We start from the raw sequence: 24,820 nt of genomic DNA on the forward strand, positions 1-24,820 counted from the left end.
TTACAATTTAAAGTAATTTAGTGTTTATTAAGGAGCTGACTGAACCCGATATGAGCAGTATTTCCGCAACAAGACAGAAGCAACTTGATTACATGGGATTAACCACAGGGGATCTAAAACTACTTGCCGATCATCGGCCTGTTTTTAAAAAAGTCGTTAATGAAGTGGTGGATCATTTCTACAATCATGTGGGAAATTATCCTGAATTGGTAGATCTGATCGCAAGATTCTCTACCATTGATCGTCTAAAAGAAACGCAGAAGATGTACTGGTTATCGATGACGGATGGAATCGTGGACGACGCATATATTGAGCAACGGATTGCGATTGGACTTGTGCATTCACGGATTGGTCTGTCTGAAGATTATTATCTGGGTACCTATATGGTCTACCTGGATATTGCAACGAGCATATTCCAACAGGTTATTCCTGATTCCTGGCATCTTGTCATTCAAGCGCTCAGCAAAATGTTCAATCTGGATTCACAGCTTGTCCTTGAAGCCTATGAGAAGAAAGAAAAAGAAAAGTTACATCAGCTTGCCGATGACCAACAACATACATTACAGGCAATTACGCAGATTACCCAAGAGCTTACAGGCATGATTAGTGAATTAAATGAAAGTGCAATGGCTATATCGAGTGTTGCCAAAGAAACAGCGGCTTCTCAGGATCAGGCTCAGGTTCTGCTTACCGAATTAACAGGAGAGATCCAGCAGATCGGAAAAATGGGTGAACTCATTCGCGAGATATCGGATCAGAGTCATCTTGTCGGCCTGAATGCAGCGATTGAAGCTGCTCATGCAGGAGAGTTTGGACGTGGCTTCGAAGTAGTCGCTAGTGAGGTGCGCAAGCTTGCAGCCAGTTCCCGGGATGCCCAGGGTAAGATTCAGTCTAATCTGGAGAAGATCATGAAGAAACTGAGCAGTGTGCAGCAGGAGTCGGATCATACGTCTCGCGGAGCACGTAGCCAAGCTTCACGCTCGGCTGAACTCGCTGTATTTGCAACAACAATGGAGAAACTGTCTCTGGATTTGAAGAATCTGGAACAGCAGGAATAGAGCTTAAAAGCATTAGGAACCTTCCATACCGTTTCAGGCTGTTTTAAGCTATAATGGGTAGACAAACCTGCCGATGTTATAGAAAATGCAGCCGGAGACAGGGGATTCGAAAGAGGTTGAGGTGATCAGATGGCTTCTATCCATGATGTAGCCAAGGAAGCGGGAGTATCTGTTGCAACCGTTTCCAAAGTGATAAACGATTATCCTGATGTAAGTGAAAAAACACGCAAAAAAGTCAATATAGCCATCGAATTATTGAAATATCAACCCAATGTGGTCGCACGTGGACTCGTCAAACGCCGTTCATGGACGGTGGGCGTACTGTTAACGGTTCCGTTTACGAACCCTTTTGTGTCGGAGTTGCTGGAAGGGATCAAGACAGCGCTGGAGAACAGTGGATATGACCTGGTCCGGTTGTCTACTCGATTCGATGATCCGGCGTACTCGTTCATCAAACATTGCCGCAGTCGTAATGTGGATGGCGTTGTGGTATTCGGGGAAGGCAGAGAAAACACGAGTATTCAGGAACTGGTGGATGCAGAGATTCCAACGATGTTTGTTGATACGGACATGTTGGGCAAACGTGCCGGTTACATTACTACGGATAACGCGAACGGGATCTCGATGGGTGTCAAACATCTGCATGAGCTTGGGCACCGCAAAATTGCCTATATCTCAGGGACACTTGGACCTGCCGTAGCCAATCTACGATTGGAAGGATATCGGGAAGGGCTGCGAGAATGCGGCATCCCGTATTCTACGGTATATCTGGAGATCTGCGATTATTCCTTCGACGGAGGAAGCAAGGCCGCCCGACGATTGCTGGCACTTCAGGATCAACCAACGGGAATTGTCTGTGCATCAGACATGTCTGCTTTTGGTGCGATTCATGAAATTGAAAAGCATGGACTGAGTGTACCAGAAGATATCTCGGTTGTCGGGTTCGATAACACGTATTATGCTGAGGTATTCAAACCGGGGTTGACCACGGTGAATCAGAATATCTATTCCATCGGCATTAAGTCCATCGAATATCTGATTGCCATGATCGAGAATCCATCTTATTCTCCTCCCGTGGTGACGGAACCTTCCAATCTGGTTGTCCGTCAGACCACAGCACCTTTAAAAGTGTAAATATGTAATGACGGTGACATGGAGCACAGCTAACAAGCTGTGCTTTTTGTCGTTTTATCTTATTGTGAAGTTTTTAAAATAAGTCCTATAGTTTAACGGGTAAACAAAGTTCGCTGGCAATCGTATAATGAAAGTGCTTACAATTTCTGTTCAATAACGACTATCCAATCCTGCACAACGATCTTGTAAAGGGCTGGCGCATGACAGAACAAAGGTTACTCTTCACAAACAACCAACCAAGGAGGAGATCGGATGCATTTGAGAAAATGGTGGAGCTTGTGCTTGTCGGCTGTATTGATCTTCAGTTTGTTCCCAAGTGTGGGAACAGGAGGGACACGTGCTGCGGCTGCGGACGTTAAGACTGGCGATGATGAAGTACTGTTTGAGGCTAATTTTGAAGATGGTGTGTTGGGACAATGGCGTCCACGTGCGAATGAGAAACTCGATATTGTCACGCAAGTAGGTCACGACAGTACACGGAGCCTGAGAACCTCTTCCCGTACCGAAACGTTCCATGGACCCTTAATTGAAGTAATAGACCATGTACAGAAGGGCAGCACGGTTCATATTTCATTTTGGGCCATGTACGATGAAGGGCCGGACAGTCAGGTCATTAACGGTTCACTGGAGAAAGAGTACAATAACGACGCTTCAAGTCGAGAATATGCTACGTTTGCCTCTGCAACTCTGAACAAGGGACAGTGGAAAAAAATCGAGGCAGATGTGGTGATCCCTGGAGAAAATAGCGGCATCACCGGATTCCGCATGTATGCAGAGACACCTTGGAAGACGTCAGCGGAAGTGACGTCGGCGGATACGATTACTTTTTACGTGGATGATGTACTGATTACGGAAGCCGAAAAAATTGAAATAGAGCCGAACATTCCGAATCTAGTGGATGTTGTGGGACAACACTATGCAATGGGAGCGGCAATCGACCAGTCTGCACTGGACGCGGAAGATCCGCATTCCCAGCTGTTGACGAAACATTTTAATAGTATTACAGCTGGAAACTTTATGAAAATGGATGCGATGCAGCCTCAGGAAGGACAGTTTGTCTGGTCAGAGACAGATCGCCTGGTGAAGTTTGCCGAAGCAAATGACATGGAAATCAGAGGTCATACGCTGTTATGGCATAGTCAGGTGCCGGATTGGTTCTTTACGGATCCGGATGATGCTTCGAAACCTGCCACGCGGGAACAGTTGCTTGCACGGATGAAAACGCATATTCAAACCATCGTGAGTCGGTACAAAGGAAAGGTTCATACATGGGATGTCGTCAATGAAGTCATCTCAGACGGAGGCGGCTTGCGGAATGAGGCCAGTAATTCCAAGTGGAGAGATATTATTGGGGATGTGGATAGCGACGGAGATGACAGTGATTACATTGAACTGGCTTTCCGTTATGCACGTGAGGCTGACCCCGATGCGGTATTGGTGATTAATGACTATGGAATGGAGGGCAATGGAAACAAGGTAAATGATATGGTGAAGCTTGTAGAGAAGCTGCTTGCCAAAGGAACACCCATTGATGCGGTTGGATTCCAGATGCATGTGTCGATGTACGGACCGGATGTAAAGCTCATTCGTGAGGCTTTTGAGAAAGTGATCGCTCTTGGTGTGAATGTACAGGTTACAGAGCTGGACGTTTCGATCTATTCAAGTAATTCTGAACTGGAGATGCCTGTCACAGATGAATTAATGCTGCAACAAGCTTATCGTTATCGTGAACTGTTTGACCTGTTCGAAGATTTGGGGAAACGCGGCGTGATGGACAGTGTTACGGTCTGGGGACTTGCAGATGATGGTACATGGCTTGACAATCATCCGGTCAAAGGACGCAAAGATGCACCGTTGCTGTTTGATCGTAAATTAAAAGCAAAACCGGCATTTTGGGCACTGGTGGACCCTGCCACCCTTCCGATCTATCGTAATGAATGGACAGCATTGAAGGCCAGCCCTTCTTTCCCGAATCATAAAGGACAGGAAGATATTCTTTGGGGTGCTGTGAAAGGACTGGAAATTAATCATCTGGCAGATGGTACATCTGCGGTTACGGGTGAGGCTCGTATGATGTGGGATGCCAAAAAGGTGAATTTACGAGTGGAAGTGAAGGATACCACACGTCGCAAAGGGGATCAGGTGCAGGTTTTCCTCGCGGAAGAAGTCAAGGGGACAGGTGCTGCAACTTCTGAAGCTGATCTGTCTGCCAAGAAGAAAAATCCGCCGTCTGCCAATGGTCAATATACATTTAAACGGGATGGTGGTAAAGGCAAAGATAAAAATACTTACAATGTACAGGAGACAAAAACCGGTTATGTTGTATACGCATCACTGCCTATGTCAGCTGCTTTACTTACTGAAGGCCAGGTCTTGTCTCTGGATTATCGGATTACGGATGAATATGCTGCTGGAAAGACAGCGACCATCGTTTGGAATGATATTTCCAATCAACAGCCCGACAAACCAGCCAACCGGGGCAAACTGAAGCTCGGTTCTGTCTTGAAACAAACCAAGGTCACTTATGGCAAACCTGTAATTGATGCAAAAAAGGATAACGTCTGGAAAAAGGCTGCATCTGTTAAAACGGATGTCTGGGTGGTCGGAAACTCCGGTGCAACGGCGACTGCACAGCTGTTATGGGATGAGAAATACCTGTACGTATTGGCAGATGTGAAAGATCCTTTGCGAAGCAAATTAAGTTCTAATGCACATGAGCAGGATTCGATCGAGATTTTTATCGACCCGAGCAAAGATCAGACAACATTCTATCAGGAGGATGACGCCCAGTACCGGGTCAATTTTGATAATGAGGCTTCTTTTGGAGGAAATGCACGGAAAGAAAGTTTCAAATCAGCTACCCGATTAACAAGCGGAGGGTATACAGTTGAAGTGGCAATCCCACTAGATAGCGTTCGTGCTGAAGGGCAAAGATGGATTGGATTTGATCTGCAAGTTAATGATGATGGCGCGGGGGATGGCAAGCGAAGCAGTGTGTCCATCTGGAGTGATTCATCAGGTAACTCTTATCAAGATACTTCCGGTTTTGGCAGTCTGTTATTGACTCGCAAATAGAATATTTTGTTGTGAATTAGAATATGAAAAAGTTAGCTAATCAACATCGTATATCTGGAAATAAGTGTTGATTTTAAGGGCTGGGACGTTTAGACTATATACATTCAAATAAACGGGTTCCAATGTATGACAACGGCTTCAACTAAGTCTGTGGTCACGAGTCAAATGATGCGGAGGGAGTGCCTGTCATCCAGACAGCGCACTCGCTTCTTTTTTACATTTTTGCATACATACAAGGCATTTCCCGGTCGAAAGGAAAGAGTGAGTGGAGCACCTACATGGTACGTACAACTTAGAACTTGTTATTTTATCCTATATTATTGCATCGTTAGCTTCATACGCAGCCCTTGACCTTGCAGGCCGTGTAAGTCAGGCTAGCGGGATGGCGCGGAATGTATGGCTTACCTGCGGTGCAGTCTCGATGGGGCTGGGAATTTGGTCCATGCATTTCGTAGGTATGCTGGCTTTTGTTCTGCCTACGCAAGTCTCCTATTCCACCGGTAAGGTTATTTTATCTGTTCTACTTGCTATTGTCGCATCAGGGGTGGCCTTGAACATTGCGGGTAGACAATCGGGCAGGATAAGCCAGCTTATGATTGCTGGAGTGCTGATGACAGCGGGGATCAGCTCGATGCATTATGTGGGAATGGCAGCGATGTCAACTCCGGTTACGTATGAACCAGGCAGAGTGGTGTTATCCATTCTGATTGCAGCGCTTGCTTCCTTTGCGGCATTGTGGCTCATGTTTTTCTTCCGTTATCATCAATCAAGACATACCTGGGTTTACAAGATGGGCAGCGGTCTCATAATGGGGATTGGAATCTCTGGCATGCATTATACCGGGATGTCAGCCGCGCATTTCCATCATTCACATGGCTCGATGGTAAGTTCAGGTATGCAGATTGAGCCAGGCATTCTCGCCTACTTGATCGCATCGGGCACATTTATTGCTTTGGGCTTGACGTTGTTTGGCATATTTATCAATCAGCGAATGTCACAGAAAGATCAACGGATTCATGAGAACGAGCAATGGTATCAGGCCTTGTATCATAACCATTCGGATGCCATTATTTCAGTGAACAAGGAAGGGATTGTCAAAGGTATTAATGCTGCTGTAACAACAATCACCGGATATCCTGAAAAAGAGGTCATGGATCGTTCCATTGATGATATCGCTCAGCAGATCGATATCGAGTGGATAAGTGAATTTGATTCCATCGATTGGGATGATCATGGGCTGGAGCAGGCGCACTACATGGCCAAAATGAGAGACATACAGGGTGAACTTCTGGACCTTAGTATTGTTGTAGTTCCTGTTGTCATTGATGGCAGACATGTGGGAAGTCACATTTTGATCAAAGACGTTACAGAGGAGAAACAGGCTCAGGAGAAGATTCGTCACCAAGCTTTGCATGATCCGTTGACGGGGTTGCCCAATCGGCGCAAGCTGGATGATGTACTGGCTTGTACGATTCACGATTCAGAAGAAAAAGGGAATTCTTTTGCCGTTATGGTGATGGATATAGATCGTTTCAAGATGATTAATGACTCGCTGGGACATTCCATTGGAGATGTATTTCTAAGAGAAGTCAGCAACCGGATCATGAAAGCCATAGAAGCTTCTGATCCCTTGGCTATGGAGAATGTCATGCTGGCCCGGATGGGTGGTGACGAGTTCACACTCGTTGTGACCCAGGATCAAGCGACAGAAGTACAAGTGGCAGAACTTGCAAAACAGATTGTTGAAGCCATTCAGTTACCTTATCGACTGAAGGAGAATGACTTTTACGTAACCGCCAGCATTGGAATTGCGATGTACCCGGATCATGGAGTTGGCGTGGATGCTTTGCTGAAACATGCGGACTCCGCCATGTATGAAGTGAAGAAAAACGGCAAAAATGGTTTCCAATTCTACACTGCTCAACTGGATTCGGAACTTTATGAACGCATTGAGCTGGAGGGTTATCTTCGTAAAGCTTTGGAACGCGATGAGCTGGTCCTGTACTATCAGCCACAGATTCGTACCGAGGATAGCCGCATGATTGGTGTGGAGGCTCTTATACGTTGGAACCATCCACTCAAAGGTCTGCTCGCACCCAATGTATTCATCCCGCTTGCAGAAGAGACAGGCATGATCTATGAGATTGGCAATTGGACGCTGCGGGAGGCATGCAGGCAGATGAAACTCTGGCATGCCAGTGGCGGACCACTCATTCCGGTATCGGTTAACTTGTCCAGCCAGCAGTTTCACCAATCCAACTTAGTGGAACAGGTCAAGAATGCCCTACATGAGACAGGGCTGGAGGCCCGTTATCTGGAGCTGGAGATTACAGAGAGCATGATGATGGATGCAACAGTGTCCACGGCAATCCTGAAAGAACTCACGGCACTGGGGGTAAAAATCAGCCTGGATGATTTCGGTACGGGATACAGTTCACTCAGTTATCTGAAGCATTTCCCGATTCACAAGCTCAAGATTGATCGTTCGTTTGTGACGGACATTACTGAGAGTCACAGTGATCAAGCCATTGTGGCGACCATTATATCAATGGCACAGAATCTCAAGATGGAAGTCATTGCGGAAGGCATTGAGACGAAAGGTCAACTGGATATTCTGATGCAGAATGATTGCCGCGAGATTCAGGGGTATTATTTCAGTCGTCCGCTGCCAGCAAGTGAAGTGGAGCATGATTTTTTTGTACCGCTGCGGTTGCAAGGTAATGGTATCCCGCCAGTATAATCGTTTGAACATTTCAATTAAAGGATCTTACAGTTTAGCTGAACTATATCTTAAACGGCAAGTCCCCAATCACGTGTAGGGAACTTGCCGTTTTAGTTTTTAGAACAGTTTGTAAGGGGAATGATTAGAAAAGAGAGAGTTAGGACCTGCTGTATTTTATATGATTGATATTATTGGTAATCCTAAGATTGATGGCTGAGATGTAACATGGTTGTATGCTATAATTCAGGTGAAAGTTCTATTTAGCAGTTTAGCAATATCATTGAAGGAGGTTGTGAGGGATGAATTTTAGTCTTAAAGCTCCTGATGGCACTATCATTGAATCCTATGAGAAGGATCATAAGGAATTCATTCGTATTGCCGGTCTGGAATATGAAGTTTATAACCTGGGGGATGAGCCAGACTCCGATCCGGATATACGGCAAATGATTGAAGCTTCCAGAAAGACATTAAACAAGGCAAGCTGTATTAAACAGATGACTTGATTGGGTTGAAGTAAGAGTGATTGAAATAGGTACAAAATGTCCCATACTAGCGAGTATGGGAACAAACAAAAGCCCCTAACATCATCAGGCTTATTTAGTTGATCCTTACATGTACACAACATATAATTTAATAAAACGAGGGTAATTCTCCAATACATTTAAGTAAGAAATCCTGCAAATAGGAGCCGAACAGTCTATGTATACTATCCTGGATATTAGCAATTGGAAAAGCGAAACATTAAGTGTATCTGGCTCCAAAGAGAAAAGATGGTATCGGCATCCAGAAAATAATAAATTAGTTTTATTTAAATTGCCCGTTTCTTTGACAAGTGGAAACAAAATCATCGAGGAAGTAACGGGAGAGATGTGGTCCGAGAAATTAGCTTCTGACATAGGAACAGTATTAGGGTTTAATGTTCATAAAGTTGATATAGGCTGTGTTGAGGCGAGTCCTGTTTTTTTCCGAGATTATTATTTAGATGAAGCAAGATTTCAAGGTGTTTCGTTAATATATGGTGCATTGTGTCATTCATTTATAGAGGAAGACTTGGAGAGTCTTATTGAGGGCGCTGACATGATCATGGAATTCGATGATAGTTATGACCGCCAGCGTTTAAAAGGAAACAAAGAAATATATAGTTATCAATTATTATTAAAGTTGTTTGCTCAGAGAAATATGTTGGATGACTTATATAAAATGATTATATTTGACACACTTATCGGGAACACAGATAGACATCAGGATAACTTTGGGATAGTCAGAGATGAAGTTTCTTCGAGAATCAGTTTTGCGCCATTCTACGATAACTCATCGTCTCTTGGTAGAGAGTTACCTGAACGTAGAATAGAACTGATGTTTAAGGACAAACAAATGTTCCATTCCTATCTATTTAATAAGAAAGCATCTCCCCAGATACGTTGGGGGAATATTGAAGATAATAGGAAAATGAATTTTTTTGAATTTTTACAAAAGGTGATTCAAATATCTCCTGAGATTAAAAAATACGCTTCAGCGCTTTTACAATTAACTGATACTAAAATTTATCAGTGTATTAATGAAATTCCTTCTGTTGTAATGAGTGATATTCAAAAGGAATTTGTTAACAGGTTTTTAGTTGTACGGCGTGACTTAATGTTAGAGGAGTTATTGAAATGAAATATATTTATAATAAACTTTTGGTATTTTGGAAAGGTCCTCAAGGGGAAAACTTTTTAGTGGGAATTCTTGAAAAAAAGAACAAAGTATACATTTTTCAATACGAAAATAACTCTCTAAATGCCGCTAAAGAACATGGTTTTTCGCCTTTCATCGGCTTTAGTGACGAAATTAAAGTGTATAAAAGTGATAAATTATTCTCAATTTTTGAGCGAAGAACTCCAGGTGTTAACAGAGCTGTTTTCAAGAAGTTACTGCAAGAACATAATCTCAGCAATGGAGAAGATCTAGTATGGGACTACTTATGTTTGACTAAAGGCAGATTAGCAACAGATTCGCTTTCACTTATCGCTCCTGTTGTGTATGAAAATCAATCGTTATTATTAGATATCGAAATTGCGGGATGGTCATATACAAAAAAAAATAATAAACAATTATCAAAGGATACTAGGTTAGCTTTGCAATACGACAATGAAAATCCAAACGATGAAAGGGCTATTCAGGTTCTGAATTTCGAGAATAATGAAAAAGTCGGATATATCATGAAGCCTTTCAATAAATTATATTATTGTTTAATGGAGAATGGATTCTCATTAATCCCCACAATTTATATCTTTAATAAAGAAGATGGAAGACCAAGTTTGTTAATTTATTGTCCTCAAATTACGAGAGAGACACTTGAAAAAGAGAAAGAATTTCAATATTTGATTGAATATCGATAATATCCACAAAAAAGCCAAGCGGCAAGTTCCCGTGTATGTCGGGGACTTGCCGCTTTTTTATGTCTTATTTTTTATTAAACATTAAACTCATCCATGATAAGAGTATTTATATTTTCGTTTCCTATAATGATAATCGAAAACCTTACATAAATTTACGGTGGTGCTTCTTGCCGTCATACGTAAACCAGATCGGTTTATCCTCGACACGTGTCTCTACATGTACTGTACGCCCCCAGAGGCGATACAGATAAGGCATGGTGCGCTCCATATATTTCAGATCCAACTCAATGCCTTCATATTGATGTTTCAGCACGAGTTCCCCGGTCCGCATATAGTCGGCATCTTGCACAACCAGATAAGGGGAACCTCCGTTGACACGTGAGAATACGAGCTGATCCCGTATGTTTTCCCAGGACTTGTCGGTAATTTTCCAGTCCGGGCCTTTTTTCTCAAAGACGTAAAGGTCGAGGTCCTCGGTTAATTGTTTAGTCATGTAATTCCGAATAAAGGAGGTATCGGAATCGAATTCACGCACCTCGAACATTTTCGCACGACCCTGGCCTGGTTTACGGCCCCAACGATCCTGTTCTTCCCGGGTTGGGTTATCCCAGCGGCGTTCAATATCCTCGAAAATCTTCAGTCCCAGATAATACGGATTCAGACTTTGTTTGGATGGCTGCACCACGGAGGAGTTGAGCTTCGCGAATTCGATCGTATCCTCACTGTTGAGATCGAGTTCACGGATAATGCGTTGATGCCAGTAAGAAGCCCAGCCTTCGTTCATGATTTTCGTCTCCATCTGTGGCCAGAAATAAAGCATCTCTTCACGCATCATACTCATGATATCCCGCTGCCAGTCCGTCAACACTTCCGAGAATTCCTGAATAAACCACATGACATCCTTCTCCGGTTCAGGCGGAAAGTGATGGACCTGAATGCCTTCGGCTGGTGTATCTTCGGTCTTCACATCATCAAGCGACCATAAATCATCATAGCGACCTTCCGGTTTGGGTGCTTTCTCACCGCGCTGCTCCCGCATTTTCATCTCCATGTAACGTTGTTTGTCCAAATGGCGGGGTTTAATCAGCTGTGGGTCCACATGTTCCTGAATTGCGATGACGGCATCGATAAATGCTTCAACCGCTTCCGTTCCGTACTCCATCTCATAATTGCTGATGCGATCCGCCGTAGCAGCCATGCTTTCGACCATATTACGGTTGGATTTGGAGAAACGGGCATTGTTTTTGAAAAAATCACAGTGTGCCAATACGTGGGCTACGATCAATTTGTTCTGAATCAGGGAATTGCCATCCAGCAGGAAGGCATAACAAGGGTTGGAGTTGATGACAAGCTCATAAATTTTGCTGAGTCCAAAATCGTATTGCATTTTCATCTTATGAAATGTTTTGCCAAAGCTCCAGTGACTGAATCTGGTCGGCATGCCGTAGGCTCCAAATGTATAAATAATATCCGATGGGCAGATTTCGTACCGCATGGGGTAATAGTCCAGACCAAAACCATTGGCAATCTCCATAATCTCGGCAATAGCGTATTCTAGGTCGCGGATCTCATCTGTCATCTAACGCTGCCTCCTTCCCGTTTCTGGAAAAAGCTGCGCAAAGCTTTGTACACTTCGCCTTTTTCTTTGATCACATAATACATGAACTGATCCATCTTGATATGACGATAAGCCGACATCAGTGTGCTGCTGCGGTTATACTGATTCACCTCGCCGTATCCAAACATATTGCTACGCTTCATTAACTCCCCGATCAGCTTCACACACCGTTCGTTATCCGAGGTCAGATTATCCCCGTCAGAGAAGTGGAAAGGGTAGATGTTGTAGCTGGAAGGTGGATAACGGCTGTCAATAATATCCAGCGCCTTCATATATACAGAGGAGCAGATGGTGCCTCCGCTCTCGCCACGGGTAAAGAACTCTTCTTCGGTTACTTCCTTGGCTTCCGTATGATGGGCGAGGAAAACAATCTCAACTTTCTCATACTGACGGCGTAGAAAACGGGTCATCCAGAAGAAAAAGCTGCGCGCGCAGTATTTTTCAAACGAACCCATGGACCCGGATGTATCCATCATGGCAATAATAACGGCATTGGATTGTGGAATGATTTTGTCTTCCCATGTCTTGTAGCGCAGGTCATCCGGACTGATATGATGGATGCCTGGCGTGCCAGTCGTAGCATTGCGACGCAGATTTTCCAGAATGGTACGTTTCTTGTCAATATTGGACTGCATGCCTTTTTTGCGAATATCGTTGAAAACTACCGTATGTGTCTCAATCAGATCCTTGTCTTTCTGCTTCAGATCGGGTAATTCCAGCTCAGCGAAGAGCATATCTTCCAATTCCTCAATACTCACTTCGGCTTCCACAATATCATGACCAGGCTGATCGCCAGCTTTTTCGCCTTTGCCGGGTTTCTGCGAAGCAGCGGGGTCACGACCGATGACGTCTCCGACCTGACTGTCACCGTCTCCTTGACCGACATGTTTTTGCTTCTGGTAGTTATACACAAAACGGTACTCATCCAGACTGCGGATTGGTACCTTGATGATTTGTTTTCCATCAGACATGATGATGTTTTCTTCCGTAATCAGATCAGGCAGATTCTGCTTGATGACATTTTTCACCTTTTGCTGATGGCGCTGCTGGTCCTGGTACCCTTTGCGGTGAAGCGACCAATCTTCCTTCGACACGACGAACGAGTAAGGCTGGTGTGAATTTGACATGTAGGCACCCCCATTGATTACGCGGCACAGTTTGGCCTGTCGGTAATTAAGTATATTCACGGGCGAGGACGATATGTGATGAGAGTGGATATAAAATGATACAATTACGCAAGTTCACCTTGGAGGTAAGGTGAGTCGCAAGAACAGAACTGCACCATTTTTTACAGAAACAGTGAACAAGTGTGATATCCTTCCTTTACAATAGGAGAAAGACATCAATCATTATAATAGTTGCATGTAAAGGAAGGATTATGTGAATAAAAAGGCGATCAAGGCTTGGATTATGTATGATTGGGCCAATTCAGCTTATGCAACAACAGTACTGGCGGCAGTACTGCCTGTATTCTATGCTTCGGTGGCTGCAGCAACGCTGGATACGGATACCGCGGCATCCTACCTGGCCTATACACACTCCATTGGCATGTTGTGTGTAGCTCTGCTAACACCGCTGCTTGGCACATTGGCTGATTTGTCAGGACGAAAAGGCGACTTCCTGCGTGTATTTGCAATCATAGGCGTCCTTGCCACATTGGGATTCAGTGCAATCGGTGAAGGGGACTGGTTACTTGCTTCCGCTTTGCTGGTCATATCTACAATCGGTTTTGCGGGTGGTAACACCTTTTACGATGCAATGCTGCCGGATCTGGTACCTGTTGAACGAAGAGACATGATATCCTCCAAAGGATATGCCTATGGTTATATTGGAGGAGGTTTGCTGCTTGCGGTGAACCTGCTGATGATTCAGCAACCGGGCTGGTTCGGGATGACCGGTACACTGGCAGGCACAAGACTTGCTTTTATCTCCGTCTCGTTGTGGTGGTTGCTGTTCTCAATACCGATCTTTCGTCATGCTCCGAGACGTCCTGCATCACCGGACATGCCCGGCTCGTGGACAGGGTATGCTGCGGTGGGCGTGCGCAGACTGCGGCAGACCTTTCGTCAGATGCGGCGTTTTCCCCAGTTAATCCGCATGTTGGTGGCTTTTTGGTTTTTTAATGACGGCATTAATACCATCATTCTGATGGCTACAATCTATGGGACAAGTATAGGTATCGGCACAACCGACCTGATGCTCGCGCTACTGTTAACCCAGTTCATCGGGTTCCCGTGTACATTGTTATTGGGAGCATGGGCACAGCGTTGGGGAGCAAAGCATGTATTAATTGTTAGCTTATCGGTCTACATATGTATTGTGATTCTTGGTTATTTCATGACACAAGCGATCCACTTCTACGTGCTCGCCGGGCTGGTTGGTGTTGTGCAGGGTGTGAGTCAGTCCACAGCTCGTTCCCTGTTTAGCAATCTGATGCCGGCAGGCAGAACAGGAGAGTATTTTGGTTTTGTGAATATTACAGGCAAATTCTCTTCGATCTTCGGTCCATTTGTGTTCGGTTATGTCGGACAGATCACGGGTTCCACGCGTTGGGGCATTCTGTCACTGATTTTCTTCTTCGTCGCGGGCATTGCTGTATTGTTAACCGTGAAGATACAAAAGGGGATGCAGGATGCTGCATTGGCAGATCAGGAAGAAGGGCGTAATGGGAGCTTCGGAGCTCCTGGGAAGAGTTCAAATGTAAGGTTCACCTGATGATTGTTCAACGGTTTTCATAGTAAGCTTCTCAACCGATTACGCATGGCTTCAGGCATTGTTCCTCACAGAACATGTCTGGAGCTTATTCGCGTTTGTGCAATCAGAACATAGTTGATCATGAATAAGTGCTTAAACGACAGACAGCAGAATACAGTGAAAGAGTAAGAATTTATGAAAAGGTGAAAATAAAAGATTGACATGATACATTTTGTATCATAGAGTAAAACTATAAATACATATTGTATCTGAGAGTTGTCGAAAGAATATGTGTATTTGCATCACTCTCGGGTAAGGTTCCGACGGAATGTTGCAAAATACTGACCTAATAGTTTGCGTAGTATTCGTTTTGCCAAACACAAAAGTAGAGTCTGGTCTATCCCGGCTGCATGCTTAATTTATTGAACAGAGGAGAGGCTGCCATTGATCGACGCTCAAGGTAACGGACTTGTTTTCTTACTATGTGTTCCCCGCAGTGGTAGTTCATTATCCACAGTCATGCTGCAAAATCACAGTCGTATATTCGCCACCCAGGAAATGTGGTTTCTGATGAGTCTTGTCGATCTGCCAAAAACCGATTCACGCGCTTATGGTGGCAGCTCCATCATGCGTCAGTTCTACAATGCCATGGTATCCGAGGATGTCTTCGAAAAGGCGTGCAGAAGTTTTGCTCTTGAGATCTACAATGGATTCCTGGAAGGGAGCGGAGCAGACTTCGTCGTTGATAAATCTCCGCGTTATTATTATATGCTAGAATGGCTGGATCGTCTGTTCCCACAGTCCAAGCGCATTCATCTCCAGCGTAATCCTCTGGCCATAGCAGCATCATTCAAAAAGGTAAACCGTCATACAGGTGAAGGATTCGACCTGACTCATAGTTTGCAGAGCTCCAAATTAAATATGAAATCTGTAGATCTCACACTGGGTATGCTCCGCTTGAATGATTATTTTGCCGAACCACATTCCAATGCGTATGAATTGCAATATGAACGAATGGTTTCCAATCCCAAGGAAGAACTTGAAAAACTATGCGCGTTTCTGGGAATTCCATATGAACAGGGTATGGAGCAGTATGGACAGTTTCTGGACAGTGCCAAGTCTGACATGTTCTACAGTATGGGCGTGGGTGATCCATTCCTTTCTTCCCATCAAGAGGCACATCAGGGTTCTGTTAACAACTGGAAAAACATATTAGAACCACATGAAGTTGAACTGTATTGTCGTGTGATGGGAGCGGATCTGTTCCATCGGATGGGGTACAGTGACCAGTTGGCAGAAGCCGAACAATGGACGGGTGTTCGTTATGAAGCAAGTCCGGATCAAGAGGTCATCGAGCGAATTACGCATCAGTTGATTACAGCGACCGGTTGCGACTGGCAGCAGCACTATCGGATGCAGCCAGCTGATTCTCTCGTCCATGATTCCCATGAAAATCGGAATGATTCAGCTCTCGAAGAACCGGAAAAGATAGATCCCACACTGGCTGCACTGGCAACGATCAGACAGCTGCAGGCCGCACTACGGGCGGCAGATCATCGTCTGGAACGAGGATACAGTGAGCGAGAACGTTTGAAAGTCCAGCTGGCTTCTGCTCAAAGCAAAATACAGCGTATCAAATCATGGGTACCATTTGGTCACCAGATCAGCGCTTGGGCTTCACAGCGCAAGATTCTACGGGGAGGCAAGTCATGAGCGCCATAGCAGGAATTGTACACAACGATGGTCAGCAGGCGCTATGGGAAGACAGCTGGCGTCTGTACGCAAGCCTGGGGCATGTCCCTGCGGATACAACAGGGGTGTGGAAAGGCAATGAGGCGTTCCTTAGCTGTCACGCCCAATGGATTACACCGGAATCGGTTAGCGAGAAGTTGCCTCTATATGATGAGGAAAGTGGTCTGACCATCACGGCAGATGCCATTCTGGATAACCGGGAACAACTGGCAGATCAATTACAGATATCCAGAGCTGAGCTGGCGATGTTATCGGATAGTGAATTGATCTTGCGTGCCTATCAGCGCTGGGGGGAAGATGTAGCTGTCCGATTGCTGGGGGATTTTGTATTCGCGATATGGGATGAGCGGAATCGAAAACTGTATGCAGCGAGAGACATTACAGGCATGAGAGCTTTTTATTACCGACATGATGGCTCACGTTTTGCTTTCTGCACACTCATGAATCCGTTGCTTGGGCTTGAAGGGGTACATAAAGAACTTGATGAGACCTGGCTGTCCGAATTCCTTGCCATTCCTGACATGCATGATTCAGCAGATATCAATTCAACCGTATATCGGGGAATAAGCCAGCTGCCTTCCGCACATACACTTGTTTTCCGGGATGGGAGACTGGAGCTGAAGCAATATCATCGCTGGAATGAAGTCGAACCTCTAAGGCTGAAATCCGATGGTGAGTATGTAGAAGCGTTTCGGGAGGTCTTTGGGCAGGCGGTTGGATCACGATTGCGAACGCACAGGCAGGTGGCTGCTGCTTTAAGTGGCGGACTGGACTCGGGAGCCGTGGTTGGTTTTGCTTCCGGAACACTGAGAAGTCAGGGCAAACGGCTACAGGCCTATAGTTATGTTCCCGTACCGGATTTCACAGATTATACGTCGAAAACGTTGCTCGCAGACGAACGACCCTTCATACGTTCAACCATTAATCATGTCGGCAATATCACAGAGAACTACCTTGATTTTGAAGGCAGAAGTCCACTCAGTGAAGTAGATACCTGGCTCGACATTATGGAAATGCCTTATAAATACTTTGAAAATTCATTCTGGATTCGCGGATTCTATGAAAAAGCGAGCCAGCAAGATGCAGGCGTCCTGCTCACAGGCGCACGTGGTAATTTCACCATCTCCTGGGGACCGGCTCTGGATTATTACGCCAGTCTACTGAAAAGTGGCCGCTGGTACCGCTGGTTCCGTGAGATGCAGCAGTACAGTGAACGCACCGGCATGCCTTTCTCCCGTATAGCCAAGATCACCGGGAAAAAGGCATATCCGGATTGGTTCAAGGCTCAGTCCAAAGGAGCCAGCCAGGCCGCTTCTGTACAGTTGATCCATCCTGATTTTGCTCAAAGAACAGGTGTACTGGAAAGACTCAAATCCATTATTGTTCTGCAGGGCGGTGCCCAGGCTGATGCACTCAAAGTACGTGCCGAGAAATTCAATAACCTGGCCATTGCGAACAAAAACGGTGCTGTAGCTACAAAATGTTCTCTGCGTTACCGCGCTTGGGAACGTGATCCGACAAGTGATGCCAGAGTCATCCGGTTCTGTCTGTCCGTTCCGATTGAACAATATGTGAAACAAGGGACGGATCGTTCATTGATTCGCCGGGCTACCTCACCGGAGTTGCCTGACAAGGTCAGACTGAATCAACGGGTACGGGGGGTACAACCGGCGGATTGGCTGCATCGCATCATTCCGAATTGGGATGCTTTTACTGCCGAGTTGCGTGCCTTGTGTTCTGATAGCAAGGTTGCTGGCATATTAAACACGGAGCGTATCAAGTCTGCCCTGGCCAATTTCCCCAGTCCAAGACCTGAACTTGCTTCGCATCCAGATCTGCGATTGATGATGCATAGTCTGATCGTCTATCGGTTCATTCGAAAATTCTGAATGAGGGCACATGAAAGGAGGTGAATACGATGCAAATGGAAAAAAAGGAATGGCAAGCACCAGCTCTTGAAGTGTTGGAAGTCAATCAAACTATGGCCGGTACTGGCTACAGACAAATTGACTGGATCACGGTTCACGATGCGGATCTGTACGATCCAACTTCCTAAGTTGTTTAGTTTTATGAAGTGTCATCATACTTAAAGGGCGGAAATGCAACAAATCCAGATTTTCGCCTCCGCCCTTATATTGAGCAACATGAATATAAGGGCTTTTTTTTACATTTTATTACGAAGGAGGCGTCGTTCATTGTTGCCTGTGCACTATGTGGCGTATGGTCTGCGCTGGTCGAGCCAAACTCGAATGCCTGAACTACAGATCGCACCCAAGGATGCGGAGAGTGATTTTGACGTGGATGTGCACATCGAGTCTTCAGATCTGATCCCATTGTGGGAGGATTGGAATGTAGGCAACGACAACTTTGTGGCACGAGAGGGCAGTCTTTTTTTCAAAATCGAAGATACAGGTCTGTTTCTAATGGAACAAGGAAAGCGCATTGTTGTATCCCCCATACCGGGTGCAGATGAGAGAAAGGTCAGATTGTTCATCCTGGGCACATGTATGGCGGTCATTATGATGCAGCGTGGCATTCTTCCATTGCATGGCAGTGCAGTTGTTATTGATGGCTGGGCTTACGCATTTGTCGGACATTCGGGGGCAGGTAAATCGACGTTGTCGGCTGCACTGGCATCACGCGGATATCCACTTCTCACCGATGATGTTGTTGCACTGACCTGGGATGCCGGAGGAAGAGCTATTGTATCACCTGGTTACCCGCAACAGAAGTTATGGCAGCCCAGTCTGGACGGTTTCGGTATGAAGGAGCAGGATTATGCAACGGTTCATGCGGAGATTACAAAGTATGCGATACCTGTTCAGCACTATTTTCATGAGATGGCCGTACCACTAGGTGGAATATTCGAACTTGCTCCACAACCGGAGGAAAACCATACTTCTGTTCAACTGGTTGAAGTGACGGGGCTAGAACGATTGCATCTGTTATGCTCGCATACGTTCCGCGGTGGACTCGTTGCAAGACAGGGGCTGGCACAGTGGCTGTTCGAGACGGCTTCAAGACTTTCAGCAAGTGTGGAGATTGGCAGATTGGTCAGAACGGGTGCTGAGTTTACAGCATTTGAGATGGTGGATCGGATCACAGATCATATACGTAAAGGAGTGCATACAGGACAATGACAGCGACTACACCGATGAATGTGGAAGACCGGGTAACCCGGAAGGAAGGCAATCTGGTCAGTGATATGGGCAGTGAGAAAGTTATGATGAGCATTAGCTCTGGAAAATACTATAACCTCGGGAGTACCGGTGGACGAATCTGGGATCTGATCGCAGAAGAACGCACGCTGGGTGAAGTTGTTGAGGTACTTGCTGCGGAGTACGAGATTGAGCCAGATGTATGTCGTGAGCAGGTGGTGCAATTCCTGGAACATCTGTCCCGTGAAGGTTTAATCGACGTTACTCGCGGAGTGTAGAATGATGTTGCGAAAAATAAAGGCTTATCTCGCGCTCCCGCGGTCGATGCGTCGACTGGTATGGGAGGCCTATATGCTCCTTGGCTGGGCACGCATACAGAAGGCTATGCCATTTGCCAAAATCGCGCCAGGGCTGGGTACGCCTATGGTAGAAACACCGATGACAGGACTCGAACGCAGCGAGGTCATCACTATACGGAATATTTCCAAAGCAATTTCGCTCGTCAGTAAATATACGTTATGGGAAAGCCGCTGCCTTGTAATGGCGATTGCCGGGATGAAGATGCTTGAGCGACGCAAGATAGAGAGTACGTTATACATGGGGACTGCACGGAATAAGCAAGGACATATGATGGCTCATGCCTGGCTGCGAAGTGGTAAATTGATCGTGACCGGAGCTGATACTATGGACCAATATACGGTTGTCGGTGTGTTTGGCAAACGGTGTCCGGAGAAGGGATCTGGGGAGATTGTCTATGATACATGAAAGTGAACTCTATTCATCAGGGTTTCCGAAGGAGCTTAAGCTGATTTTGAGCATGATTAGAGGTGATCTGACGGCTCTATCCCCTGAAGAACTCAAGGCAGGTTTGCAAGGAACGGATTGGCAGCTCTTTCTGCGGCTTGTCTATCATCACCGCTTATACTCTGTCCTTTATTTGAAAATGAAAGAATTGAACTCTGCAATTATTCCTGCAGATGTTATGGAGAGTCTGAGACAACAATATACGGTCAATACGTTCCGCATGTTACATCTGACAGCTGAGATGGAGCAGGTGTGTGGCGCTTTTCGTGAACGCGGCATCCGCAATATTACACTCAAGGGACCAGCGCTCGCCCATGATCTCTATGGCGATGTATCCATGCGAACCTCCAAAGACCTGGATATCCTGATTCCGTTCGATGATGTGGAAGCGGCTGAAGGAATTCTGGCTACTCTCGGATACGTATCCAAGGAAGGGGAGCGAGCACCTACGGTGCGCAGCTGGAAATGGCGGGAACATCATATCTGTTATACCCATCCGGTCAAAAAGACTCAAGTAGAGATTCATTGGCGTCTCAACCCGGATTCGGGCAAAGAAACCGATTTTGAATTGCTGTGGAAACGCAGCCGATTCAGTTCATACACACAGACACCTGTCCGTATGCTTGAACAAGAAGACCTGTGGGCTTATCTCGTAACCCATGGTGCACGACACGGCTGGTTCAGACTGCGCTGGTTACTGGATATCGACCAGATGATCCGCAGCATGCCACTTGATGTGAAGAAAGTGGAAAGACGTCTGAAAGCGGAGGGGCGTTTATCCATCGGTTCACAGGCTCTTTATCTGGCCTCGGAGCTGCTGAATACGCCGCTGGATGTAGAGTACAGGTCCTTAATGTCCTTGAGTGACCGTACAGGCAAGCGATTAGCCAATGAAGGCGCAAAGTTCATGAACGACATGCTGGAAAGTCCGGCTGATATGAAGTCTTATCAATCATATCTGTTTAAACTTCGAAGTACCAAACAGAAATGGTTTTTCTTTATCGAACGTTTATATCCAAGTACATGGGATGTGGATCAATTGCCGCTTCCGCGTTCTTTGTTTTTTCTGTACTTTCCGTTACGTCCGTTTCTCTGGTTCTGGCGGCGAATTAAAAGGTATACGGTGACGGAAAGGGGTAAAGTATGATCTCGGAATTAAGATATTTCATGCGAAAGTTGCATCATGTCACGGGGCCCATTTTATATTGGAATCTGCTAGGGATGATCTGTATCAGTCTCATGGAAGGGATCGGTATCTACATGCTTGTTCCGATGCTGAGTCTGATTGGCATATTTGAGATGGGCTCCACAGGCTTAAACATTCCCTGGCTTGGAGACGTATTGAATCGTTTTTCTGAAAATAGCCAATTGTTACTCGTATTGTTCACCTTTGTATTGATTGTCTCCGGACAGGCCTGGATGCAGCGTCTCCAGACGATCCGTAATACGCGAATCCAGCAGCAATTTGTACGCACGCTGCGCATGGAAACCTATGGTGCCATTATTATGGCGCAATGGTCATTTTTTCTCCAAAAACGAAAATCCGATTTTAACCATATATTAACGACTGAACTTGCACGTGTGAGTCAGGGAACGAGCATTATGCTGCAAATGGCAGCCTCTCTGATCTTTACGGGCATTCAGATCGGTCTCGCTTTCTGGTTATCCGCCAAGTTGACGGCACTTGTGCTGTTCTGTGGATTGTTATTATTTTTTGTCTTGAGAAAATTCGTCAAGCGGGCCAAGCAGATCGGAGACCAGACCTCTGAATATTCGCAAAGTTATTATAACGGCATTACCGAGCATTTTAACGGCATTAAGGATATTAAAAGCAACATGCTTGAGCGCTCACACATGAACTGGTTTGAGCGCATGTGCAGACAGATAGAACGCAATGTCATTCAATTTAGTCAATTGAACAGTGGAACACAGTTGATTCACCGGATGTCCGCGGCAATCATTATTGCGGCATTCATCTATCTTTCTCTCCGTGTAATGACGGTGCCTCCAGCAAGTCTGCTGCTCATCATCCTTATCTTTTCCCGCTTATGGCCAAGATTTACGGCGATTCAGTCCAATCTGGAGTACATCAGCTCCATGCTGCCTGCGTTTCGGGTAGTCAGAGAACTGCAAGCGCAGACGGCGAAGAGTCGTGAGATTAGTGCAGAGATTGCTTCGGCAGGAGACGTTGGAACTGATGGGATTCAACCTATGGAACTGAAGGAATCTATCACGTGTGAGGATGTCTGCTATCGCTATGAGGGAAGTGATGCTTACTCATTGAGAAATGTGCAAGCTTCGATTCCAGCAAGGGGTATGACCGCAATTGTAGGTAAATCTGGAGCAGGCAAGAGCACGCTGATAGATCTGATTATGGGCCTTGTGAGACCTGAAACTGGTCGTATTCTGATTGACGGTGTGCCTCTGTCAGAAGATCGCTTATTAAGCTGGCGAAGTTCCATCGGATATGTCTCCCAGGACCCATTCCTGTTTCATACGAGTATTCGTGAGAATCTGCGTCTGGTTGATCCAAATGCAAGTGAAGAACAGATGTGGCAGGCTTTACAGTTTTCCTCTTCTGCGGCTTTTGTGAGAAAGTTGCCTCAGGGTCTGGATACGATCATTGGTGATCGGGGTATTCGGTTATCCGGGGGCGAACGTCAGCGATTGGTGCTTGCCCGGGCCATGTTGCGTAATCCTTCTGTATTGGTACTGGACGAAGCAACAAGTGCGCTGGACAGTGAGAATGAACAGTACATTCATGAGGCCTTAGAACGGTTAAAAGGACATGTGACCATTATCGTGATTGCGCACCGATTGTCCACAATTCGGACGGCAGATCGTGTAATTGTGCTCGATGAAGGTCGGGTGATTCAAGAGGGTGGATATCAACAGTTATCTACTGATCCGGTAGGGACGTTCAGCAAGCTTTTGAACATGCAAGCGGGTGTTGTGGGACAGTAAGAGGGTAGATAGCAGAATCCATTCCAAAATTAAAAGCCGAGTATGGGACATATGTATCTGCTTCTGTTCATTCATATATTTATTGAATAATCAGGCACGACACACGTAAAGAGGCGCGCCACGATGGGCGCGCCTTTTATGTAGGTGGTTCGTATATTGAGCATGGATTAATGAACAACGGCTGTTTTCGTAGGAAGCGGCAGCTGTAGAGCACCGTTCTGCTCCAAATGCTGTATGATCTCTTGTACAGCTTCCTCAATGGACGATTGTTCCGTATCGATGATGACTGAAGGTGATTTGGGTACATCATAGGGGGCGGAAATGCCTGTAAAATGCGGGATGTCACCGTTGCGGGCTTTTTTGTACAGACCCTTGGGATCACGACGCTCACATTCTTCAATTGAACAACGCACATAGATTTCAATGAAATCATCCGGTTCGAATAATTGTCTAACCGTCTCCCGATCCTGTTCATGAGGAGAGATAAAGGCCGAAAGTACAAACAACCCGGCATCCACCATTAACTTCGATACTTCCCCAATTCGGCGCAGATTTTCTTGACGATCCGCAGCTGTAAAACCAAGATCGCGGTTCAGTCCATGACGTACATTATCCCCATCCAGAACATAACAGCTTACGCCTTGTTCATAGAGATATTGCTCCAGGGCAAATGCAAGGGATGACTTTCCTGCACCTGATAATCCGGTAAACCATATGGCACGACTACGGTGCCCATTATGCTTCTCCCGGTCTTGTCTGTTGATGCTGGATGATTGCCAGGTTATATTGCGCTCTTCCTTCGACATGAGTATCCCGCCTTTTCCCTACCATGATATGTATAATATTTTAACATATTTACAAGATTATAGCACCTTACAGATTTCTTCAAAATAAGCGTGAATCGACAAAATATCGGGTATAGATGTAGTACATACATAAGCATTATGCATATATCCAAGGAGTATTTTGAATCGAATGATGCAAAATGCTCACATCGCAGGAGGAACAATGTCATGAACGAAAACATACAAAACATACAAGTTGGGTTCAAATGCCCGGATTGCCAGCAGGATATCCGAGCGGAATTTATAGATGAACAGGTCAGCACGGTTCGTTGTAAAGGTTGTGACAGAGCGTATACACTTCTGAAGCCAACCATTGGTGATGAGATTCTACTGGATTGGGAACAGGAGGCTTTGTATCACAAGCTGAGGGCAGAGCGGTCTGAACTGGATAATCACAATATGTCGGCCTTGATTATCAAAGTTATCGAGTTGCTTACATGGCGTGATCGGGGAGATGGACAGACCCGTGCCATACAGACCGTGAGGGAATGGCTTGCTTCCAGTGGCAAACCTCAGACCTTACTTGAATTGTTCCATCAATCTCCGCCACAAGCTGAAAATAAACATTTCGATCGTTGATGATTTACATACATTAGCCGTTCCTGTGGCATATTA

The 24,820-nt window shown here is 45.6% G+C and carries 20 protein-coding genes; 17 read left to right on the top strand and 3 right to left on the bottom strand.

From position 1 onward, the window contains the following. Positions 1-50: 50 nt before the first annotated feature. From MHB43_RS09695 to MHB43_RS09725, 7 genes are all read left to right on the top strand, one after another. Entirely contained in the window at positions 51-1,058 is a 1,008-nt protein-coding gene (locus MHB43_RS09695) for a globin-coupled sensor protein (protein WP_339183551.1), read from the top strand. Between the two features lie 129 nt (positions 1,059-1,187). After that, positions 1,188-2,192, top strand: a complete 1,005-nt coding sequence (locus MHB43_RS09700; RefSeq protein ID WP_237176193.1) for a LacI family DNA-binding transcriptional regulator — start codon at positions 1,188-1,190, stop codon at positions 2,190-2,192. A gap of 252 nt (positions 2,193-2,444) precedes the next feature. Then, entirely contained in the window at positions 2,445-5,267 is a 2,823-nt protein-coding gene (locus tag MHB43_RS09705; RefSeq protein WP_405131836.1) for an endo-1,4-beta-xylanase, read from the top strand. Between the two features lie 265 nt (positions 5,268-5,532). Further along, the gene (locus MHB43_RS09710) at positions 5,533-8,007 is read left to right on the top strand and encodes an EAL domain-containing protein (RefSeq protein WP_405131837.1); all 2,475 of its coding nucleotides are present in this window, start codon (positions 5,533-5,535) and stop codon (positions 8,005-8,007) included. A 281-nt stretch (positions 8,008-8,288) separates the two neighbouring features. Beyond that, positions 8,289-8,492 carry a hypothetical protein gene (locus tag MHB43_RS09715; RefSeq protein WP_405131838.1) on the top strand — a complete coding sequence of 68 codons (204 nt, stop codon included), beginning with the start codon at positions 8,289-8,291 and terminating at the stop codon, positions 8,490-8,492. A gap of 196 nt (positions 8,493-8,688) precedes the next feature. After that, positions 8,689-9,648 (top strand): HipA domain-containing protein, encoded by a 960-nt coding sequence (locus MHB43_RS09720; protein WP_339183561.1) that lies wholly within the window; start codon positions 8,689-8,691, stop codon positions 9,646-9,648. Then, positions 9,645-10,370 carry an HIRAN domain-containing protein gene (locus MHB43_RS09725; RefSeq protein WP_339183563.1) on the top strand — a complete coding sequence of 242 codons (726 nt, stop codon included), beginning with the start codon at positions 9,645-9,647 and terminating at the stop codon, positions 10,368-10,370. The genes MHB43_RS09720 and MHB43_RS09725 overlap by 4 nt, the downstream gene beginning before the upstream one ends. A gap of 142 nt (positions 10,371-10,512) precedes the next feature. Here MHB43_RS09725 and MHB43_RS09730 read toward each other — a convergent pair whose 3' ends face one another. After that, complete coding sequence (locus MHB43_RS09730) at positions 10,513-11,949, bottom strand: SpoVR family protein (protein ID WP_221823042.1); 1,437 nt, start codon at positions 11,947-11,949, stop codon at positions 10,513-10,515. Further along, positions 11,946-13,115: a sporulation protein YhbH gene (yhbH, locus tag MHB43_RS09735; RefSeq protein WP_339183565.1), complete on the bottom strand. Its 1,170-nt coding sequence runs from the start codon at positions 13,113-13,115 to the stop codon at positions 11,946-11,948. The genes MHB43_RS09730 and yhbH overlap by 4 nt, the downstream gene beginning before the upstream one ends. Positions 13,116-13,368: 253 nt before the next feature. On the opposite strand from yhbH, the gene MHB43_RS09740 reads away from it, so the two are divergent. The 9 genes from MHB43_RS09740 (at position 13,369) to MHB43_RS09780 (ending at position 23,360) form a co-directional block, all read left to right on the top strand. Continuing rightward, positions 13,369-14,703, top strand: a complete 1,335-nt coding sequence (locus MHB43_RS09740; RefSeq protein WP_339183567.1) for an MFS transporter — start codon at positions 13,369-13,371, stop codon at positions 14,701-14,703. Positions 14,704-15,126: 423 nt separating this feature from the next. After that, entirely contained in the window at positions 15,127-16,395 is a 1,269-nt protein-coding gene (locus tag MHB43_RS09745; RefSeq protein ID WP_339183569.1) for a sulfotransferase, read from the top strand. Continuing rightward, positions 16,392-18,323 (top strand): asparagine synthase-related protein, encoded by a 1,932-nt coding sequence (locus tag MHB43_RS09750; protein ID WP_339183571.1) that lies wholly within the window; start codon positions 16,392-16,394, stop codon positions 18,321-18,323. Before MHB43_RS09745 ends, MHB43_RS09750 begins: the two co-directional genes overlap by 4 nt. A gap of 29 nt (positions 18,324-18,352) precedes the next feature. Next, entirely contained in the window at positions 18,353-18,490 is a 138-nt protein-coding gene (locus MHB43_RS09755) for a paeninodin family lasso peptide (RefSeq protein WP_174806426.1), read from the top strand. Between the two features lie 139 nt (positions 18,491-18,629). Then, positions 18,630-19,574: an aldolase gene (locus tag MHB43_RS09760; protein ID WP_339183573.1), complete on the top strand. Its 945-nt coding sequence runs from the start codon at positions 18,630-18,632 to the stop codon at positions 19,572-19,574. Further along, positions 19,571-19,870 (top strand): lasso peptide biosynthesis PqqD family chaperone, encoded by a 300-nt coding sequence (locus MHB43_RS09765; protein WP_017689560.1) that lies wholly within the window; start codon positions 19,571-19,573, stop codon positions 19,868-19,870. Before MHB43_RS09760 ends, MHB43_RS09765 begins: the two co-directional genes overlap by 4 nt. A gap of 4 nt (positions 19,871-19,874) precedes the next feature. Further along, the gene (locus MHB43_RS09770) at positions 19,875-20,357 is read left to right on the top strand and encodes a lasso peptide biosynthesis B2 protein (protein WP_405132410.1); all 483 of its coding nucleotides are present in this window, start codon (positions 19,875-19,877) and stop codon (positions 20,355-20,357) included. 52 nt (positions 20,358-20,409) lie between these two features. Further along, on the top strand, positions 20,410-21,543 hold the full coding sequence (locus tag MHB43_RS09775) for a nucleotidyltransferase family protein (protein WP_237176441.1): 1,134 nt from the start codon (positions 20,410-20,412) through the stop codon (positions 21,541-21,543). Continuing rightward, positions 21,543-23,360 carry an ABC transporter ATP-binding protein gene (locus MHB43_RS09780; protein ID WP_405132411.1) on the top strand — a complete coding sequence of 606 codons (1,818 nt, stop codon included), beginning with the start codon at positions 21,543-21,545 and terminating at the stop codon, positions 23,358-23,360. Before MHB43_RS09775 ends, MHB43_RS09780 begins: the two co-directional genes overlap by 1 nt. A 167-nt stretch (positions 23,361-23,527) precedes the next feature. Here the strand turns inward: MHB43_RS09780 and cysC are convergent, their stop codons facing one another. Beyond that, positions 23,528-24,166: an adenylyl-sulfate kinase gene (gene cysC / locus MHB43_RS09785; protein WP_405131839.1), complete on the bottom strand. Its 639-nt coding sequence runs from the start codon at positions 24,164-24,166 to the stop codon at positions 23,528-23,530. Positions 24,167-24,373: 207 nt separating this feature from the next. Here cysC and MHB43_RS09790 point away from each other — a divergent pair, with 207 nt between their 5' ends. Then, complete coding sequence (locus MHB43_RS09790; RefSeq protein WP_339183581.1) at positions 24,374-24,784, top strand: hypothetical protein; 411 nt, start codon at positions 24,374-24,376, stop codon at positions 24,782-24,784. Positions 24,785-24,820: the final 36 nt, after the last annotated feature.

Origin of the sequence: Paenibacillus sp. FSL H8-0317 (genome assembly GCF_045040685.1) — a bacterium.
Classification (GTDB): Bacteria; Bacillota; Bacilli; order Paenibacillales; family Paenibacillaceae; genus Paenibacillus.

What these genes read in the sequence shown, in the direction of transcription:
- MHB43_RS09765 (WP_017689560.1), top strand. Translation starts at nt 19,571, where the DNA reads ATGACAGCGACTACACCGATGAATGTGGAAGACCGGGTAACCCGGAAG.
- MHB43_RS09790 (WP_339183581.1), top strand. Translation starts at nt 24,374, where the DNA reads ATGAACGAAAACATACAAAACATACAAGTTGGGTTCAAATGCCCGGAT.
- yhbH (WP_339183565.1), bottom strand. Translation starts at nt 13,115, where the DNA reads ATGTCAAATTCACACCAGCCTTACTCGTTCGTCGTGTCGAAGGAAGAT.
- MHB43_RS09700 (WP_237176193.1), top strand. Translation starts at nt 1,188, where the DNA reads ATGGCTTCTATCCATGATGTAGCCAAGGAAGCGGGAGTATCTGTTGCA.
- MHB43_RS09770 (WP_405132410.1), top strand. Translation starts at nt 19,875, where the DNA reads ATGTTGCGAAAAATAAAGGCTTATCTCGCGCTCCCGCGGTCGATGCGT.
- cysC (WP_405131839.1), bottom strand. Translation starts at nt 24,166, where the DNA reads ATGTCGAAGGAAGAGCGCAATATAACCTGGCAATCATCCAGCATCAAC.
- MHB43_RS09705 (WP_405131836.1), top strand. Translation starts at nt 2,445, where the DNA reads ATGCATTTGAGAAAATGGTGGAGCTTGTGCTTGTCGGCTGTATTGATC.
- MHB43_RS09695 (WP_339183551.1), top strand. Translation starts at nt 51, where the DNA reads ATGAGCAGTATTTCCGCAACAAGACAGAAGCAACTTGATTACATGGGA.
- MHB43_RS09720 (WP_339183561.1), top strand. Translation starts at nt 8,689, where the DNA reads ATGTATACTATCCTGGATATTAGCAATTGGAAAAGCGAAACATTAAGT.
- MHB43_RS09730 (WP_221823042.1), bottom strand. Translation starts at nt 11,949, where the DNA reads ATGACAGATGAGATCCGCGACCTAGAATACGCTATTGCCGAGATTATG.
- MHB43_RS09750 (WP_339183571.1), top strand. Translation starts at nt 16,392, where the DNA reads ATGAGCGCCATAGCAGGAATTGTACACAACGATGGTCAGCAGGCGCTA.
- MHB43_RS09725 (WP_339183563.1), top strand. Translation starts at nt 9,645, where the DNA reads ATGAAATATATTTATAATAAACTTTTGGTATTTTGGAAAGGTCCTCAA.
- MHB43_RS09755 (WP_174806426.1), top strand. Translation starts at nt 18,353, where the DNA reads ATGCAAATGGAAAAAAAGGAATGGCAAGCACCAGCTCTTGAAGTGTTG.
- MHB43_RS09775 (WP_237176441.1), top strand. Translation starts at nt 20,410, where the DNA reads ATGATTAGAGGTGATCTGACGGCTCTATCCCCTGAAGAACTCAAGGCA.
- MHB43_RS09715 (WP_405131838.1), top strand. Translation starts at nt 8,289, where the DNA reads ATGAATTTTAGTCTTAAAGCTCCTGATGGCACTATCATTGAATCCTAT.